The organism is Bacillus sp. FJAT-50079 (assembly GCF_018343515.1).
In the GTDB taxonomy this organism is placed as follows: domain Bacteria; phylum Bacillota; class Bacilli; order Bacillales; family Bacillaceae_C; genus Lederbergia.
Map to the genome: position 1 here is coordinate 374,442 of NZ_JAGYPD010000001.1, position 16,947 is coordinate 391,388.

Genomic DNA, 16,947 nt, shown 5'->3' on the forward strand with positions numbered 1-16,947 from the left:
ATCGCTCCCCCACTGTTATGATCCGTTTAGACAAAATTCCTTCTTGCAATTCGATCCATATTTTCAAGCATAATTCCTGTTCCAGTTGCTACGGCATCCATTGGATGCTCCGCTACTAAGACAGGTACTTTTAACTCATCAGCTAGTAGTTGGTCAATTCCATGTAGAAGAGCTCCTCCGCCTGTTAAAATGACGCCACGATCAATAATATCCGCCGAAAGCTCTGGTGGTGTTTTTTCTAGAACATTTTTCGCGGCTTGTACAATTACATGAATCGACTCACGTAGGGCCTCTTCAATTTCCTTCGAATTGACCGTAATCGTCCGCGGCAAGCCAGATACCATATCGCGTCCACGAATGTCCATTTCTTCATTGCGGCCATTAGGGAAGACTGTTCCGATGTTGATTTTAATATCTTCCGATGTTCTTTCACCAATTAACAATTTATATTGTTTTTTGACATAGCTTAATATTTCATTATCAAAATTGTCTCCAGCCATCTTAATGGAAGCCGATGTTACAATATCTCCCATTGATAACACAGCAACATCTGTTGTTCCGCCACCGATATCAACGACCATGTTGCCGCTCGGTTCGAAAATATCCATCCCTGCACCAATTGCCGCGACCTTCGGTTCTTCTTCGAGGTAAATTTTCTTCCCGCCACTTTTTTCTGCTGCTTCTCGAATCGCTTTTTGTTCAACGCTTGTAATGTTCGTTGGACAGCAAATTAAAATGCGTGGTTTCGATAAAAACCCTTTTACGTTCAATTTATTTATAAAATGCTTTAACATCGCTTCTGTCACATCAAAATCGGCAATGACGCCATCTTTTAACGGCCGAATCGCAACAATATTTCCCGGCGTTCTCCCAACCATTTTTCTAGCTTCTTCACCAACAGCAAGCACTCGATTCGTATTTTTATCAATCGCTACAACAGATGGCTCATTTAATACAATCCCTTGTCCTTTCACATGAATTAACACATTCGCCGTTCCTAAATCGATCCCTATATCTTTCGCAAACATGACAAAATCCCTTCCTTTAGCTTATTCATTTATCTATGTAAAAAGTTCTAGTTTGTTTAATTTCCCTAATTGTTTATTTTACCATATATGAGTTATAAAATGGAATACGAAAAAGAAGAAAAGCCATCTGGCTCCCCTTCTAATCGATTATTTCCCTATTCCGCTTTTCATTTCTTCTCGTTTATACTTTTGTTTCGTCGCCTCTCCTCCTCGCAAATGCCTGATTGATTTATGGTAATCTAAAATGCTCTTCACTTCGTTCGCCAAATCTGGATTAATTTCCGGCAATCTCTCCGTTAAATCTTTATGAACCGTACTTTTGGATACGCCAAACTCCTTCGCTATGACGCGAACTGTTTTCCTCGTCTCCACGATATACCTACCAATCTTGATTGTTCGCTCTTTGATGTAATCGTGCACACCGCTCGCCCTCCTCAAATTGGATGTGAGGAGTGTGAAATGAGACTCGTCTTTTTTATAAACATTGTATGGTTGGTCCCATTGTTCATCGGCAACGTCCTTAGCATCGATACGTGAAGCACCATATATTAACCTATTTTAAGTATGAACAAATACACAACTGATTATAGAGTCTTGATAAACGATTCCTCACCTCAAACACTCTCTTTTTAATACAGTTTGTATATACTTATTTGTACAAAGCCCAATATATGCGTACTTTCTTTCTATGTTATTGGGAAATGATTGATTAAGATCAATAAAGGATTTATTTCCCGAGAAATATGTCGAGATTTTCATTATTTACATGAAAAAAGACAGGCCATTTCGGTCCTGTCAGCACAAAATTTTCCAATTAGTTTGGTAGGATTTCCTCATTTGTTTCGCTTTCGGATACATCTTCCGCATCATGATCATGACTATCTGCGTCAGCCTTTTCGTCGGCTTCAAATAATGCAGCAACTGGCTCTCCAAAATATGCTAATGGATTGACCGCTTCATGATCTTTACGAATTTCAAAGTGAACATGATTTTCCGCCGCTTGGTTAAACTCGCTTGTACTTGAAGTGGCAAGCTCATCCCCTTGTTTCACCGTGTCTCCAACTTTTACCTTCATGTCCTTAACAGATTGATAAACAGTCATAATGCCTTTTTCATGTTCAATTTCAATGACATTGCCAAGCAATGCATCTTGTCTTACCGTAGCAACCTTACCACTAAGTGCAGCAACTACTTTGAATTCCTTACCATCTTTGTCAGCAATATCGAGTCCCAAGCTTGGGCGGTATTGATTGTCATTGACGATAAGTGCTTGTTCTTGCTCTTCCATTGAGGCTGTTGGGTCAAAAAAGTATGTGACAATTCGAACATCATCCGCGTTTTGAACCGGCATCTCAAAATTCTCAAACGCTTTGTTCACCTCAATGACAGGCTCTTCCTTATTGATACCAGCTGTTTGATCTTTATCTACTGCATCTGGCTTAGCAGTGTCGTTGCCGCTTGATTGAAACCACATAATCAGCGAGATAAGCAACGCAGCACTAACTAAATAAATTGCCGGAAATACCCACCGTTTTTTGAAAAACTTGTTGATTTGAGAAGACTGATTCTTTTCTTCCTCTCTCATTTTCATCACCTCTGTCATCATTCTGAACAGATTTCCAGAATAATATACTCGGTAATAAAAAAATTACTTGTTAGTTTTCGACAAACCCAACTTTTTTATTCATAAATAATAGAGAAATCTTGATTCTTCAAGCAAAGTAGGTGGATTGGACTTTGCATCTGGCTCGTCCCAGCGTCTGGATTGTATATCTTGGCAACCGGCGTGTATATCCCGGCGACCGGCTTGTATATCTCGGCAACCGGCGTTTATATCTCAGCAACTGGCTTGTATATCTCGGCAACCGGCTTGTATATCCCGGCGTATGGGTCGTAAGATTAGCATAGCTAGATAATCAGAAAACTAAACAGTGTCTATTCAGCGTTATTAATACAAAAAGCGCCAAATTCTATGTATTCATAGATCCGGCGCTTATCTTTTTTATTTGGAAGCCAGTTTTTTGTCAATAAAGTCAGTTACATTTGAGATTGCTACATCTTGATAATAATGGCTTACAATTTCTTGATAGTCTTTTCCTTCTTTCGCCATCCCATTTGCTCCGTATTGACTCATTCCGACGCCATGACCAAATCCTTTCGTTGTGATGATAATACTATCACCTTTATGGACCCAGCTAAAGTCGGTTGATCGTAGTTCTAATTTTTCTCTTATTTCTCTGCCTGTGAAGGTTTTATCACCGATTTTTACTTCGGCTACTTTTTTTCCTGGTGTGCGGGCAATCACTGTTCCGATATCTCCATCAGCATCTAGTTTCACACCTAATTTTTCTTCAAATTGCTTCGTGCTTATCGTTTTTTCCACTTCGAAATTTGGTGCCTGATTATCCCAAGGGCTAGCGACACTCTTTAAGTAAGGTATTTGATTTTGCCAATAATCTTCGGCATTCTCCGTGTAACCATTGCTTGTAGAAAAAAATTGGGCTGCGATCGGCTTTCCGTTATAGGTTAAAATTTCTCCTTCCGTCGCTTTAACCGCTTCAACAATTTTATCCCAGTTATAGTCCGCTCCCCATTCCTTTAATGCGTCTTCCTTACTTCGATAAACTTGATAATTTTGTGTATCGGTTACGTCAGCACCTTCAGGAATATTTGTTTTATCTCCATTCACGAGATGATTCATTATAAATGTTCTTGCCGTTAATGCTTGTGCTTTCAATGCCTCCGGTTCAAAGCTTGACGGCATTTCAGAAGCGACTACGCCAACGACATATTCTTCTAACGGTAGAGTTTCAACCTCGTTTGTTGCTGTTCTAAAAACAGCTACTTCCGTTCCCGAATCCTCCAATTGAACGGTTTGAGGAATCGACTCTTTTTGTTCCTTTAGTTTACCCGTCGTCTTTTCACCGGAATTAGGCATTACGACCAAGGATGGGAGTGTAAAAGTGAGGATTATTAGAACTGCGAATATAATTGCGATTGTTTTCAGTTGATTCATGCCTGATGCCTCCATTTTAAATTTAAGGCAAATGCCTTTATACAACTATATGGTTTGGGACAAGCATTTATTCAAAGTTCATTTCATTAAAAAAAGCTACATTAAGTATCGTTTTAAAATCATAAAGTCGTATCTACTTCGACAGTATTCTACAATATGCACTTCATTTCTTTTTTCCTTATCAAAAAAACCCGCAAAAAAATGCGGGTCTTTTTAAGTATATATTATTGCGATTCAAGTTTTTCCATAGCGATTTCTTCTGTTTCTTCTGTTACACGTTCGATATCTGCGCCCAATGCTTGCAGCTTTAGGTGGAAGTCAAGATAGCCACGGTCAAGATGTTTTAATTCAGTTACACGTGTATATCCTTCTGCTCTTAAGCCAGCGATGATTAATGCTGCTCCAGCCCTTAGATCCGTTGCAGCGACTTCAGCGCCTTGCAGATCACATGGGCCTGTAATGATGACTGAGCGACCTTCAATTTTAATATCTGAGTTCATCCGACGAAATTCTTCAGCATGCATGTAGCGATTTTCAAAGACCGTTTCCGTGATAACACTTGTGCCTTCAGCGTTGACTAATAAAGCCATCATTTGTGACTGCATGTCTGTTGGGAAACCCGGGTGCGGCATCGTTTTAATATCAGCCGCTTTTAGTTTTTCCGGGCCAATAACACGTAATCCGTCCTCTTCTTCAATGATCGTTACGTTCATTTCTTCTAATTTTGCAATGACTGATGATAAATGCTCTGGAACTGCTCCTTGAACGAGAACATTTCCTTGCGTAATTGCCGCAGCAATCATAAATGTTCCAGCTTCAATTCGATCTGGAATAATCGTATGGTCTGCTCCGTATAATTTATTGACACCTTCAATGCGAATCGTTCCCGTACCAGCACCCTTTACCTTTGCCCCCATCGCATTTAAATAATTAGCAAGGTCGACGATTTCAGGTTCTTTCGCACAGTTTTCGATCACGGTTAACCCGTCCGCTAATACAGCGGCCATCATAATATTTTGTGTAGCACCAACACTTGGGAAATCCAAGTAGATTTTTGCTCCCGTTAAGTGAGATGCTGTTGCTTCAATAAATCCATTTTCTACTTTTACTTTTGCACCCATTGCTTCAAAGCCTTTTAAGTGTAAATCAATCGGACGTGAGCCGATTGCACAGCCTCCTGGCAATGCTACACGGGCTTTTCCTTGACGTGCAAGTAAAGGTCCCATCACTAGAACAGAGGCCCTCATTTTGCGCACATATTCAAATGGCGCTTCAATATTTAACTCATTTGATGCATCAATCGTAATTGATTTATGATTAAACTGTACGCCGGCGTTTAAATGGCGTAGCACTTCACCGATTGTATAAACATCTGAGAGCGTTGGTACGTCTCGAATGATGCTTTTTCCCTCACTTGCCAACAATGATGCAGCGATCACAGGCAGTACGGCATTTTTTGCCCCTTCAACCTTGACAGTGCCGCTAAGCCTTTTTCCGCCGCGGACGATGATTTTTTCCAAAAGTATTCCCCTCCGCGTCCATTTTCTTAATATTAATATTCAATCGTTAAGATGGGTGTGCCGATTACAAAGGATGTTCTCGACCCCGATCCAGTTTTTCGTAAGCCAATTTGCATATTCATTCCATTTTCAGTAAAAGATATCGGTTCGTTCAATTGTGAGGATTTTGCAGAAATCGAGTAAAAATCGCTCTCTTTCAACGCTTCAATTTCCTCCGCTTGGAAGGCCTGAAGCAATCCATCAAGAGAATGATGGATAAATGTCTCGAAATCCTCATTGAATTCGCCTTTAATACAAGAGAAAATAACGGGCTCTTTATCAAAAAGTCTTCCCACTTTATCTTCGGTATGGTTGGACACAGTCTGATCCCAGCTCGTTCCACCGACCTCATACACGACGTATGAGGAATTCTGTCTATTTTGATCGGTTGAAATGAATTTGATCGTCTCGCTGAAAAGTCCGTGGTTTTGTTGCCCCACGAAGACATCTATTCCGGCATCATTCGACATGAACCAATTCATATGTGGAAATTGCTTTTCCAGCCACTCCTTTTTTCTCAACCATTCTCGCGTTGTTCGGAGATAGACAGGTTCTCTTGCATATAGAGACCATTCAATCTTCGTACCATTTTGCTGTTCTATATGAGAAATTAATGTATCTATATCCTTTTCATGTTTAGCATTACTACTGCTATTCCCTAGAAAAATAACAACAAAACTGCTGATAAGTAGAAGCTGTACCCATGTAAATCGGTATTTTTTCATCATATTCTCTCCCCCTATTCAAAGTGTTTCCACTCCTGAGGGAAGTAATACAAAAGGAAATTCGTCAGTTTTAGACGTTATTCGTATGCCGATTTTTTCACACTGCAACTTTCATCATAAACAAAAGATAATTTCTTGAAAACAGGACGAAAGTCACATTTTTATATTTTTCGTCATTTTTCGTCAAAATAATAATGTAAGTTGACGTGCCCAGTTTAAATAATCAAGAAAAAAATTACTAATTGTTGTCCCTAGTGCAATTGTGAGAAGGATATAGAGGAGTCTTGCTTGAAAAACACGGTTTTTTCTAAGCAATTTGTCAAAATGCAAAGCTTGCAATCCATAAAAGGAAATTGCAATAAAAAACAAATGCGAGATGATGCTAAGTAATGCTTGCTGTCCTAGCTCTTCCGCCATGCAACAGACCTCCGATTTTTCTGCAAAGATAAAGGCTGACCTCCTGTGCCTTGTTTCAATAAAAGGAAGCGAGGCACAATATGGTGAGTCAGCCTTCCTGTCAATCATTATCTATGTTCAGCTACGTTAATACGGTTCATTGCACGTTTAAGTGCAAGTTCAGCTCGCTTAAAGTCACTGTCATCCTGTTTTCCCTGCAAATGTGCTTCCGCTCGCTTTTTCGCTTCTTGAGCACGAGCTAAATCAATGCTTTCAGCACGTTCAGCAGATTGGGCAAGAATGGTTACTTTTTCCGGTTGGACTTCTAAAAATCCACCACTGACAGCAACGTATTCGACTTCACTGCCTTTAGTAAGACGGACTGCACCAATTTGCAATGGTGCGACCATCGGGACGTGGCCCGGCAGTATGCCAAGTTCGCCTGATTCAGCTTTTGTGCTTAGCATCTCTACATGAGAGTCAAATACCGGGCCATCGGGAGTGACAATACTTACATGCAAAGTCTTCATCTTAACCCCTCCTGGTCCCTAATTATACTTCTACTCCCATGTCTTGTGCTTTTTTGATTGCATCTTCAATTGTTCCAACAAGACGGAAAGCATCCTCAGGTAAATGATCGTATTTACCTTCAAGTAATTCTTTGAAGCCTTTAACCGTTTCTTGTACTGGTACGTATGATCCAGCTTGACCTGTAAACTGTTCCGCAACGTGGAAGTTTTGTGACAGGAAGAACTGAATACGACGAGCACGTTGAACCGTAAGTTTATCTTCATCAGAAAGCTCATCCATACCTAGGATTGCAATGATATCTTGTAATTCACGGTAACGTTGCAATGTTTGTTGCACTCGACGAGCTACATCATAATGCTCTTGACCAACGATTTCTGGTGAAAGTGCTCTTGATGTAGATGCAAGTGGGTCAACCGCAGGGTAAATTCCCATTTCTGAAAGCTTACGCTCAAGGTTTGTCGTTGCATCTAAGTGAGCAAATGTTGTCGCTGGAGCCGGGTCTGTATAGTCATCGGCAGGAACATAAATCGCTTGGATTGATGTTACTGAACCAACGTTTGTTGATGTAATTCGCTCTTGAAGCTGACCCATTTCTGTTGCGAGTGTTGGCTGATAACCAACCGCAGATGGCATACGGCCAAGTAGGGCAGATACTTCAGAACCTGCTTGTGTAAAGCGGAAAATATTATCGATAAAGAACAGAACGTCCTGTCCTTGCTCATCACGGAAATATTCAGCCATTGTTAATCCCGTCAAAGCAACACGCATACGTGCACCTGGCGGCTCGTTCATTTGTCCGAATACCATCGCTGTTTTGCTAATAACTCCGGAATCTTTCATCTCATAGTAAAGGTCATTTCCTTCACGTGTACGCTCTCCAACACCGGCGAAAACGGAGATACCACCGTGCTCTTGAGCGATGTTGTTGATCAATTCTTGGATAAGTACCGTTTTACCAACACCGGCACCACCGAAGAGACCGATCTTACCACCCTTAATATAAGGAGCTAGTAAGTCAACAACTTTAATTCCTGTTTCCAAAATTTCAACCTCTGTGGAAAGCTGATCAAATTTTGGCGCCTCACGGTGAATTGAATCACGGCGTACATTATCGTCAAGCTTTTCATCAAGGTCGATATTTTCACCTAATACGTTAAATACACGTCCAAGTGTGATGTCACCAACAGGTACAGAAATTGGCGCACCTGTATCAAGAACATCCAGTCCACGCTGTACGCCATCCGTAGACGCCATCGCGATTGTACGGACAGTATCGTCACCGAGGTGTAAAGCTACTTCTAGTGTCAAGTCGATCTGCCCATTAGCAGATGTTACTTTAAGTGCGTTATAAATTTCAGGGAGCTGGCCGTTCGAAAATTTCACGTCAACAACCGGACCCATTACTTGTAGAACCTGTCCTTTGTTCATGATTTCCCCTCCTAGCTGGGTTATGTTCGTTCGTTTATTGTCTAGCTTTAACGCCTAGCCACTCAAATTCACTAGCCCATTCCCAATGGTTGCTGAAGAACTGCTTCAATCCACAGGATGTGGCGATCTTAACTTACGATCCTATCAACTGTGCTTGTTGAGGCCGATCAAGGCGTTTCTGCTTTTCCTATTCTAATGCAGCAACTCCACCGATAATCTCAGTAATCTCCTGAGTGATCATCGCCTGGCGCGCACGGTTAAATGATAATGTTAAACCATCAATCAAATCATTGGCATTATCTGTGGCACTCTTCATTGCAGTCATTGTCGCTGCATGCTCACTTGCTTTTGCATCGAGTAAAGCGCCATAAATTAAACTTTCCGCGTATTGCGGCAGTAACACTTCAAGAATTTCTTGTGCAGATGGCTCATACTCATACGACATTAATTTCGTCGTGCTTTCAATATTTGATAGTGGTAGAACCTTTTTCTCTGTCACCTCTTGAGTCATTGCGCTGACAAAGTGATTATAATACATATACAATTGATCAAACGTTCCGTCTGAGAACATACTGACTGCCTTGCTCGTAATTTCCTTAATATCCGTAAATGACGGCTGATCAGGCAATCCATTGATTTCAAGGACGACGTTCATGTTGCGTTTAATGAAGAAGTTACGTCCCATCTTTCCGATTGCAATGATTGCATATTCGTCATTAGACTGATGACTTTCACGAATTTTATTATAAACCATACGCAAGACGTTCGCGTTATATGGTCCACATAAACCTCGATCACCAGTAATGACTAAATATCCCGTTCTTTTTATTGGTCGTGAAACGAGCATCGGATGCTGTACATCCGTACTGCCAGCAGCGATACTTGCAGCGACTTCATGAATTTTCTCCATATATGGAACAAATGATTTTGCATTTGTTTCAGCACGGTTCAATTTGGCTGCTGCAACCATTTGCATTGCTTTTGTAATTTGGCTCGTTTTCTTTGTCGAGTTAATTCGCGTTTCTATTTCACGTAAGGATGCCACTTATTTCACCACCTTTTATTTTGAGGCCCACAGGATTTAGGTCACAACAGCATTGCAACAGAAGGTTTGCACGATGCAAGTCACAAAGGCGTTGCTCCATGACGCGGCGAATTTAGCCTTTGCTCCTTCAATCGATTTAGCTGCTGCACCTTAACGGTGTTACCCGTCATTCCTATTAGTGAATATAACGGGAAACGGCGCTTACCGTTTCCGCCATTTATGTTTATTCAGACTTCGCAAAAGTACGTTTGAATGTGTTTAGTGCGTCAGCCATTTTTTCGTCAGCTGGTAGTTTTCCTGTTGAACGAATTTCTTCAAGCAACTCCGCACGATTATGGTCAAGCCAAGAGTATAATGATTCTTCAAAACGAAGGATGTCACTTACTGGAATATCATCTAGGAATCCTCTCGTTAATGCATATAAAATCATGACTTGTTTTTCGACTTTAATCGGTTTGTTCAAATCTTGTTTCAACACTTCAACTGTACGTGCACCACGATTTAATTTCGCTTGTGTAGCTTCATCAAGATCTGATCCGAACTGAGCGAATGACTCAAGCTCACGATATGAAGCAAGGTCTAGACGCAATGTACCCGCAACTTTCTTCATTGCACTAATTTGTGCAGACCCACCAACACGTGATACAGAAAGACCCGCGTTGATTGCCGGACGCACACCAGAGAAGAATAGATCAGATTGCAAGAAAATTTGTCCATCTGTAATCGAGATAACGTTCGTTGGAATGTAAGCAGAAATATCTCCCGCTTGTGTTTCAACGAATGGAAGTGCAGTTAGTGATCCGCCACCTTTTGCGTCACTTAGCTTGGCTGCACGCTCTAACAGACGTGAGTGTAAGTAGAAAACATCCCCTGGATATGCTTCACGACCTGGCGGACGGCGAAGTAGCAAGGAAAGTTCACGGTATGCTGCTGCTTGTTTTGACAAGTCATCATAAACAACGAGTACGTGCTTGCCGTTATACATAAACTCCTCACCCATTGTTACACCTGTATATGGTGCAAGGAACAAGAGTGGTGCCGGTTGTGATGCAGATGCTGTAACAACGATTGTGTAGTCAAGTGCACCGTGTTTACGTAATGTTTCAACAACACCACGAACTGTTGATTCTTTTTGTCCAATCGCAACATACACACAAATCATGTCTTGATCACGTTGGTTCAAAATCGCATCAATAGCAACAGTCGTTTTACCTGTTTGACGGTCACCGATCACTAATTCACGTTGTCCACGACCAATCGGAATCAATGCGTCGATCGCTTTCATTCCCGTTTGTAATGGTTCATGAACAGATTTACGGTCCATAACACCTGGTGCTGGACTTTCGATTGGACGTGATTTTGTCGTATTAATTGGACCTAATCCATCAACTGGTTGCCCAAGTGGATTCACGACACGGCCAATCAATTCTTCACCAACTGGAACTTCCATGATTCGTCCAGTACGGCGTACTTCATCGCCTTCTTTAATATCAGTATACGGTCCAAGAATAACGATACCTACGTTACTTTCTTCAAGGTTTTGCGCCATTCCCATTACACCGTTGGAGAATTCGAGAAGCTCTCCAGCCATGACATTGTCCAGCCCATAGGCACGTGCAATTCCGTCCCCAACTTGAATAACTGTACCAACATCATTAACTTCCATTTCAGCTTGGTAATTTTCAATTTGCTTTTTTATCAGCGCACTGATTTCTTCAGCTTTAATGCTCATGAATTTCACCCCTCATTTTTCAAGTCTTCCTTAGTTAGTTAATGTACGTTCAAGACGGTCAAGTTTGCCACGCAAGCTACCGTCAAAAATTCGATTTCCAATACGGATTTTTAATCCGCCAAGCAAGTTTGAATCGACGATGTTTTCAATATTTAAAGAACGTCTACCGACTTTAGCCGCAAAAGACGCGGAAATCTCATTCGTTTCGTCTGCTGTTAAAGGACGGGCTGAATATACTTTCGCAAGTGCGATCCCGCTCTCTTTATTGGCTAGGTTCATAAATGCATCTGCAACAGCTTCTATCTCATCTTGACGATGACGATCAAGCAGAAGCTCTAATGTATGAAGAACAGATGTTGAAACATTCGAAAAGACCGTTTTTAACACGTTCTTTTTTTCGTTGATTGACAACTTTGGAGAAGCTAGCAATGTAATAAAAGACGGATTTTCAACAATGACTTTTTTAACAACGCGCAGCTCATCTTCCAAGTTTGAAATCGTGTTTTGCTCTTTAGCCAATTCAAAAAGGGCTAAAGCGTAGCGTTCTGCGACTATACTTTGGCTCATCGCTATTCTCCCGCCCTTTGAATGTATTCATTGATCAATTGTTGTTGATCTTCCTCATTCAATTCTTTTTCAATTACTTTGGAAGCAATCAAGACAGATAAGGAAGCAACCTGCTCACGTAATGCACCAATTGCTTGCTCTTTTTGTTGGTTGATTTCAAGTAGTGCTGATTCCTTGATACGCTCAGCTTCTTGACGCGCTGTTTGAATGATTTCCTCGCGCTGTGCTTCACCATGTTCTTTCGAGCTTTCAATCATTGCTTGAGCTTCTTGACGTGCTTCTTTTAATAATGCTCTTTGTTCTTCTAGCAATTTATTGGATTCAATGCGGCTTTTTTCCGCAGCTTCAATTTCATTTGCAATATGCTCTTCACGTTTAATCATGATTCCCATTAATGGTCCCCATGCAACTTTTTTCAATAAATACATGAGCACAAGAAATGCTGCAATTGTGTATAAAATATCGCCACCGTTAAACAATGGGGCAGACTCAGTTGCTCCAAGTACAAATACCTTTGTAAGCACGTTTGCTTCACTCCTTTCAAAAATCAGGTCCGCGCGCTTGCGGTTCACAACAGCATGACCACATGTGTGGCGAAGTTAGCTGTTGCTCCTTAACCTGTATTAATCAGATCAAAAAGATGGATAATAAGAAGAAGAGTTTGTTATACTTCCTTCATCGAACTTTATTCAACAACCTGTATTACATAAAGGAATGGCGAAGTTTCTCAGCTAAGTGAGCTTCGCCATTTTCTCGTCAGTGGCTTTAACTGTACGAATATCTTATTATTGTCTAGCTCTAGGCACCCAACGACTTGCACGCTTCAGATATCTTTCTTATGATAAGTCAGATGCCGAAAGGAAGTATGTCGCTAAATGGGCTCCTTGCGCTATTCTTATTATCTACCTTGAAGCATGAACGCGATAACCGCACCCATGATAGGAATCGCCTCAACGATACCTACACCGATGAACATTGTTGTTTGAAGCATACCACGTGCTTCTGGCTGACGTGCCATACCTTCAACTGTTTTTGAAACGATCATTCCGTTACCAATACCTGCTCCTAGAGCGGATAATCCGATAGCGATTGCTGCTGCGAGTGCGTACATGATAAATTTCCTCCTTGGTTTTTAAAATAAATGATATGATTTCCGCTCAAACGCGAACGGTTATATATTAATGGTCCGTACTCACTTTATTGGAGATATAAACCATCGTTAACATTGTAAATACAAATGCCTGAAGGGCACCTATAAATATACTAAATCCTTGCCATACAATAAGCGGAATAAATCCACCGATTGCGCCTATTGCGCCAGTTGCTGCTAGTGATGCCAATAGTGCTATTAAAACTTCACCGGCATAAATGTTTCCATAAAGACGTAGCCCAAGGCTAAGTCCGTTAGCAAGTTCTCCAATAATGGTAAACGGGAGCATAAATGCTACTGGTCTCACGTAATCGCGTGTATATTCTTTTGCACCTTTCATTTTCACCCCATAGTAGTGGGATAAGACGATAACCATGACTGAAAGAGTCAATGTAACAACCGGATCGGCTGTTGGCGATTTCCACCATAATTCATCGCGGACAATGAGTGCAAATGGTAATCCGAGCAAATTGGATACGAAAATAAACATAATTAACGTGATTCCTAGCAAATGGAAATTACCGCCAGTTTTCCAGTCCATATTACTCTTAATGATGCCTTTGACGAAGTCCATAACCCACTCCATAAAGTTTTGCATCCCGGTAGGTTTCATTGCCAATTTGCGTGTAGAAATGACTGCTATGATGAATACGACAATCGCCGCAACGGTAATCATCAAGACATTCGATAAGTTGAAATATAGCCCTGCAAATTTCGCTATTGGTGCTCCATGTTCCAAGTAAGTTCACCTCTCTCTTCCAGACTATTTACGGCTTTTGAATATTGATTGTATTGCAAAATCTATCATAATGACTACGTACGCAGTCACTACTCCAATAATTACGCTTATCAGGTGAAAAACATCCGGAAATTTCATCGCCACATACAGTGCTATGATTACAGCGGCCATCCTCATCAATGTGCCGAGGGAATACACCTTTTTCCCCGTAGCAACCGCTTCACTAAAACGAAGCGTCTTTCTCATCAATAGCCAATGATTGTAAAGACTAACAGATGTACCGAGGATTAATCCCATAAAAATCGTTTTATGGTCAGTAAATCCCCAACCTAAAAAATAAATCGATAATAAATACAGTATGTATTTGCAATGTTTGTAGAATAGTTGTTGGAGCTCCGGCATGTCCTTTATCTCCTGAAAAGAAATGTCGAACTTTGTGGTATTGCGGAAAGAAGTTCGTTAGTATGATGGGTATAAAAGACGTTTTCTAGCTATTTTGTATATAAAAAGCCTGTGAGCGCTCAAGCTGATCATCTAATAATATATAGTAGAATTTTTGTTACCCATACCCTTTGTTAGCATACAATAGCACATATTTAAAGTCAATTGCTTTCGGGACTAAATAATGTAAAGGTTTTAACGGTTCACCGCTTTGTTCACAAAATCATCAAATTTTAAATTCAGAAGACAACGAACGCGGGTGTATCTGTCGATTTTTCGCAACAAAAAAAAGACGAAGTTTGTCCCTCGTCTTTTTTCTAAAAAATTACTTCGTTCCGAATAAACGGTCACCCGCATCTCCAAGTCCTGGTACGATGTAGCCATGCTCATTTAGTTTTTCATCAAGACCAGCAATATAAATGTCTACATCAGGGTGAGCTTCTTTCATTGCTTCCACACCTTCTGGAGCAGCGATCAGGCACATGAATTTAATATGTGTAGCTCCGCGCTTTTTCAATGCATCGATCGCAGCAACTGCTGATCCGCCTGTTGCTAGCATCGGGTCTACGACAATTAATTCCCTCTCTTCCACTCCAGGTGGTAATTTTGTGTAATATTCCACCGGCTGTAATGTTTCTGGGTCTCGATATAAACCGATATGACCAACTTTTGCGGCCGGAATCAAATTTAAAATCCCATCAACCATGCCAATGCCCGCTCGCAGAATAGGAATAATTCCTAATTTTTTACCTGCTAATACTTTAGACTTGGCCGTACTTACAGGGGTTTCCACCTCAATTTCTTGCAGTGGCATCTCCCGTGTAATTTCGAACATCATTAAAGCGGCAACTTCATCGACAAGTTCGCGGAATTCTTTTGTTCCTGTGTTTTTATCCCGAATATACGTGATTTTATGTTGTATGAGAGGATGGTCGAACACATATACTTTAGCCATGTGATATCGCTCCTTTTATATGGGTCATGCCGACTTCTGACTCATCGGCTTGTCTTGATTATTCTACATAAAAGTAAATCGTTCAGCAAGGAAAATCCAACGATCTTCGATAGGAACATGAATTGCACGACTTCAAGTGTGTGATACATGATTTTATTTCGTAATTACCGACTTTGGATTGAAGTTGTATGAGCTTTTTGTATAATTCACGACTTCGGGAGTGGATTGCTTGAGTTTTTTTCCGCAATTGCGTCAGTTTGAGCGTGAATTGCGTAAGTTTGGTCATGAATTGCGTATCTTTTTGCGTAATTGCACAACTTCCATTCTTTCAAAAGGAAAACCGTCCAACTCTTAATAAAGAGCGAACGGTTTTTATCATGTCGATTATTCATAAAGTGGGAATTTCGCTGTTAATGATTCAACGCGATTGCGTGCTTCTTCCAATTTCGCTTCGTCTTCGTGATTTTTTAGTACAAAACCAATAATCGATGCAATTTCATCCATTTCTTCTAGACCGAAGCCTCTTGATGTAACAGCTGGTGTACCGATACGAATTCCGCTTGTTGTAAAAGGACCTTCTGGATCGTATGGGATCGTATTTTTATTCACCGTTACGCCAACATCATCAAGAACTTTTTCTGCTACTTTTCCAGTTAAACCGAGCGGACGTAAATCTAGTAGTAATAAGTGATTGTCCGTTCCATCAGAAACGATGTCAAGGCCTTCTTTTTTCAATGATTCACCTAGACGTCTTGCATTGCTGATCACGTTTTCGATATATGTTTTGTACTCATCTGTTAAAGCTTCTTTAAATGCAACAGCTTTTCCAGCGATTACATGCATAAGTGGACCGCCTTGTAATCCAGGGAAAACGGCGCTATCAATTTTCTTCGCAAATTCTTCTTTACATAAAACCATTCCGCCACGTGGACCGCGTAAGGTTTTATGTGTTGTCGTTGTAACGAAATCTGAGTATGGAACTGGATTTGGATGAAGTCCAACTGCAACAAGACCTGCAATATGAGCCATATCCACCATTAAATACGCGCCAACTTCATCAGCGATTTCACGGAACTTTTTAAAATCAATTTCACGTGGATACGCGCTTGCACCAGCAACGATTAATTTCGGCTTATGCTCAATTGCTTTTGCACGTACATCTTCGTAATTAATTCGATGTGTTTCCTTGTCTACACCGTATTCAACAAAATTGTATTGAACTCCACTAAAGTTCACAGGACTTCCGTGCGTTAAATGTCCACCGTGTGATAAATTCATACCTAATACCGTATCCCCTTGTTCAAGAACAGTGAAGTAAACGGCCATATTTGCTTGGGCACCGGAATGAGGCTGCACATTTGCATGGTCCGCACCGAAAATTTCCTTCGCCCGGTCACGTGCTAAATCTTCAGCAACGTCCACATATTCACAACCACCATAATAGCGTCTTCCCGGATATCCCTCTGCATATTTATTTGTCAATACTGAGCCTTGTGCTTCCATTACAGCCTCGCTGACAAAGTTCTCAGATGCAATCAATTCAATTTTCGTACGTTGACGCTTCAATTCATTTTGAATCGCTTCATACACTTGTGAATCTTGTTGTGCAATTTTACTCATTGCGCTCCCCCTCAT

General features: G+C 40.9%; 18 protein-coding genes. All 18 read right to left on the minus strand.

Going from position 1 to position 16,947, the window contains the following annotated elements; translation table 11 throughout:
* Positions 1 to 26: 26 nt before the first annotated feature.
* Positions 27 to 1,028, minus strand: a complete 1,002-nt coding sequence (mreB, locus tag KHA95_RS01755; protein WP_213135745.1) for a rod shape-determining protein — start codon at positions 1,026 to 1,028, stop codon at positions 27 to 29.
* A gap of 147 nt (positions 1,029 to 1,175) precedes the next feature.
* Entirely contained in the window at positions 1,176 to 1,448 is a 273-nt protein-coding gene (gene spoIIID, locus KHA95_RS01760) for a sporulation transcriptional regulator SpoIIID (RefSeq protein WP_213135746.1), read from the minus strand.
* Between the two features lie 394 nt (positions 1,449 to 1,842).
* Complete coding sequence (gene spoIIQ, locus KHA95_RS01765; protein WP_213135747.1) at positions 1,843 to 2,613, minus strand: stage II sporulation protein SpoIIQ; 771 nt, start codon at positions 2,611 to 2,613, stop codon at positions 1,843 to 1,845.
* A gap of 417 nt (positions 2,614 to 3,030) precedes the next feature.
* Positions 3,031 to 4,044, minus strand: a complete 1,014-nt coding sequence (gene spoIID, locus KHA95_RS01770) for a stage II sporulation protein D (protein WP_213135748.1) — start codon at positions 4,042 to 4,044, stop codon at positions 3,031 to 3,033.
* Positions 4,045 to 4,268: 224 nt separating this feature from the next.
* Positions 4,269 to 5,564, minus strand: a complete 1,296-nt coding sequence (gene murA / locus KHA95_RS01775) for a UDP-N-acetylglucosamine 1-carboxyvinyltransferase (RefSeq protein WP_213135749.1) — start codon at positions 5,562 to 5,564, stop codon at positions 4,269 to 4,271.
* 32 nt (positions 5,565 to 5,596) lie between these two features.
* Positions 5,597 to 6,331: a YwmB family TATA-box binding protein gene (locus tag KHA95_RS01780; RefSeq protein ID WP_213135750.1), complete on the minus strand. Its 735-nt coding sequence runs from the start codon at positions 6,329 to 6,331 to the stop codon at positions 5,597 to 5,599.
* A gap of 180 nt (positions 6,332 to 6,511) precedes the next feature.
* Positions 6,512 to 6,745 (minus strand): DUF1146 family protein, encoded by a 234-nt coding sequence (locus KHA95_RS01785; RefSeq protein WP_213135751.1) that lies wholly within the window; start codon positions 6,743 to 6,745, stop codon positions 6,512 to 6,514.
* Between the two features lie 107 nt (positions 6,746 to 6,852).
* The gene (locus tag KHA95_RS01790) at positions 6,853 to 7,254 is read right to left on the minus strand and encodes a F0F1 ATP synthase subunit epsilon (RefSeq protein WP_213135752.1); all 402 of its coding nucleotides are present in this window, start codon (positions 7,252 to 7,254) and stop codon (positions 6,853 to 6,855) included.
* A gap of 22 nt (positions 7,255 to 7,276) precedes the next feature.
* Entirely contained in the window at positions 7,277 to 8,683 is a 1,407-nt protein-coding gene (atpD, locus tag KHA95_RS01795; protein ID WP_213135753.1) for a F0F1 ATP synthase subunit beta, read from the minus strand.
* Between the two features lie 187 nt (positions 8,684 to 8,870).
* Positions 8,871 to 9,728 carry a F0F1 ATP synthase subunit gamma gene (locus KHA95_RS01800; RefSeq protein ID WP_213135754.1) on the minus strand — a complete coding sequence of 286 codons (858 nt, stop codon included), beginning with the start codon at positions 9,726 to 9,728 and terminating at the stop codon, positions 8,871 to 8,873.
* A gap of 223 nt (positions 9,729 to 9,951) precedes the next feature.
* Complete coding sequence (atpA, locus tag KHA95_RS01805; protein ID WP_213135755.1) at positions 9,952 to 11,460, minus strand: F0F1 ATP synthase subunit alpha; 1,509 nt, start codon at positions 11,458 to 11,460, stop codon at positions 9,952 to 9,954.
* Between the two features lie 30 nt (positions 11,461 to 11,490).
* Positions 11,491 to 12,027: a F0F1 ATP synthase subunit delta gene (locus KHA95_RS01810; protein ID WP_213135756.1), complete on the minus strand. Its 537-nt coding sequence runs from the start codon at positions 12,025 to 12,027 to the stop codon at positions 11,491 to 11,493.
* Between the two features lie 2 nt (positions 12,028 to 12,029).
* Positions 12,030 to 12,551 carry a F0F1 ATP synthase subunit B gene (gene atpF / locus KHA95_RS01815; protein ID WP_213135757.1) on the minus strand — a complete coding sequence of 174 codons (522 nt, stop codon included), beginning with the start codon at positions 12,549 to 12,551 and terminating at the stop codon, positions 12,030 to 12,032.
* A gap of 374 nt (positions 12,552 to 12,925) precedes the next feature.
* Positions 12,926 to 13,138 (minus strand): F0F1 ATP synthase subunit C, encoded by a 213-nt coding sequence (atpE, locus tag KHA95_RS01820; protein ID WP_213135758.1) that lies wholly within the window; start codon positions 13,136 to 13,138, stop codon positions 12,926 to 12,928.
* 67 nt (positions 13,139 to 13,205) lie between these two features.
* Positions 13,206 to 13,916: a F0F1 ATP synthase subunit A gene (gene atpB / locus KHA95_RS01825; protein ID WP_213135759.1), complete on the minus strand. Its 711-nt coding sequence runs from the start codon at positions 13,914 to 13,916 to the stop codon at positions 13,206 to 13,208.
* 24 nt (positions 13,917 to 13,940) lie between these two features.
* A complete protein-coding gene (locus tag KHA95_RS01830; protein ID WP_213135760.1) occupies positions 13,941 to 14,318 on the minus strand; it encodes an ATP synthase subunit I in 378 nt (125 codons plus the stop codon).
* 364 nt (positions 14,319 to 14,682) lie between these two features.
* The gene (upp, locus tag KHA95_RS01835) at positions 14,683 to 15,312 is read right to left on the minus strand and encodes a uracil phosphoribosyltransferase (RefSeq protein WP_213135761.1); all 630 of its coding nucleotides are present in this window, start codon (positions 15,310 to 15,312) and stop codon (positions 14,683 to 14,685) included.
* A gap of 384 nt (positions 15,313 to 15,696) precedes the next feature.
* Positions 15,697 to 16,932 (minus strand): serine hydroxymethyltransferase, encoded by a 1,236-nt coding sequence (gene glyA / locus KHA95_RS01840; protein ID WP_213135762.1) that lies wholly within the window; start codon positions 16,930 to 16,932, stop codon positions 15,697 to 15,699.
* Between the last annotated feature and the right edge of the window lie 15 nt (positions 16,933 to 16,947).

Bases quoted from the DNA above. Each gene is read 5' to 3' on its own strand.
- atpD (WP_213135753.1), bottom strand. From the start codon at position 8,683: ATGAACAAAGGACAGGTTCTACAAGTAATGGGTCCGGTTGTTGACGTG.
- spoIIQ (WP_213135747.1), bottom strand. From the start codon at position 2,613: ATGAGAGAGGAAGAAAAGAATCAGTCTTCTCAAATCAACAAGTTTTTC.
- KHA95_RS01830 (WP_213135760.1), bottom strand. From the start codon at position 14,318: ATGCCGGAGCTCCAACAACTATTCTACAAACATTGCAAATACATACTG.
- glyA (WP_213135762.1), bottom strand. From the start codon at position 16,932: ATGAGTAAAATTGCACAACAAGATTCACAAGTGTATGAAGCGATTCAA.
- mreB (WP_213135745.1), bottom strand. From the start codon at position 1,028: ATGTTTGCGAAAGATATAGGGATCGATTTAGGAACGGCGAATGTGTTA.
- KHA95_RS01780 (WP_213135750.1), bottom strand. From the start codon at position 6,331: ATGATGAAAAAATACCGATTTACATGGGTACAGCTTCTACTTATCAGC.
- KHA95_RS01785 (WP_213135751.1), bottom strand. From the start codon at position 6,745: ATGGCGGAAGAGCTAGGACAGCAAGCATTACTTAGCATCATCTCGCAT.
- spoIID (WP_213135748.1), bottom strand. From the start codon at position 4,044: ATGAATCAACTGAAAACAATCGCAATTATATTCGCAGTTCTAATAATC.
- atpA (WP_213135755.1), bottom strand. From the start codon at position 11,460: ATGAGCATTAAAGCTGAAGAAATCAGTGCGCTGATAAAAAAGCAAATT.
- upp (WP_213135761.1), bottom strand. From the start codon at position 15,312: ATGGCTAAAGTATATGTGTTCGACCATCCTCTCATACAACATAAAATC.
- KHA95_RS01810 (WP_213135756.1), bottom strand. From the start codon at position 12,027: ATGAGCCAAAGTATAGTCGCAGAACGCTACGCTTTAGCCCTTTTTGAA.
- KHA95_RS01790 (WP_213135752.1), bottom strand. From the start codon at position 7,254: ATGAAGACTTTGCATGTAAGTATTGTCACTCCCGATGGCCCGGTATTT.
- atpE (WP_213135758.1), bottom strand. From the start codon at position 13,138: ATGTACGCACTCGCAGCAGCAATCGCTATCGGATTATCCGCTCTAGGA.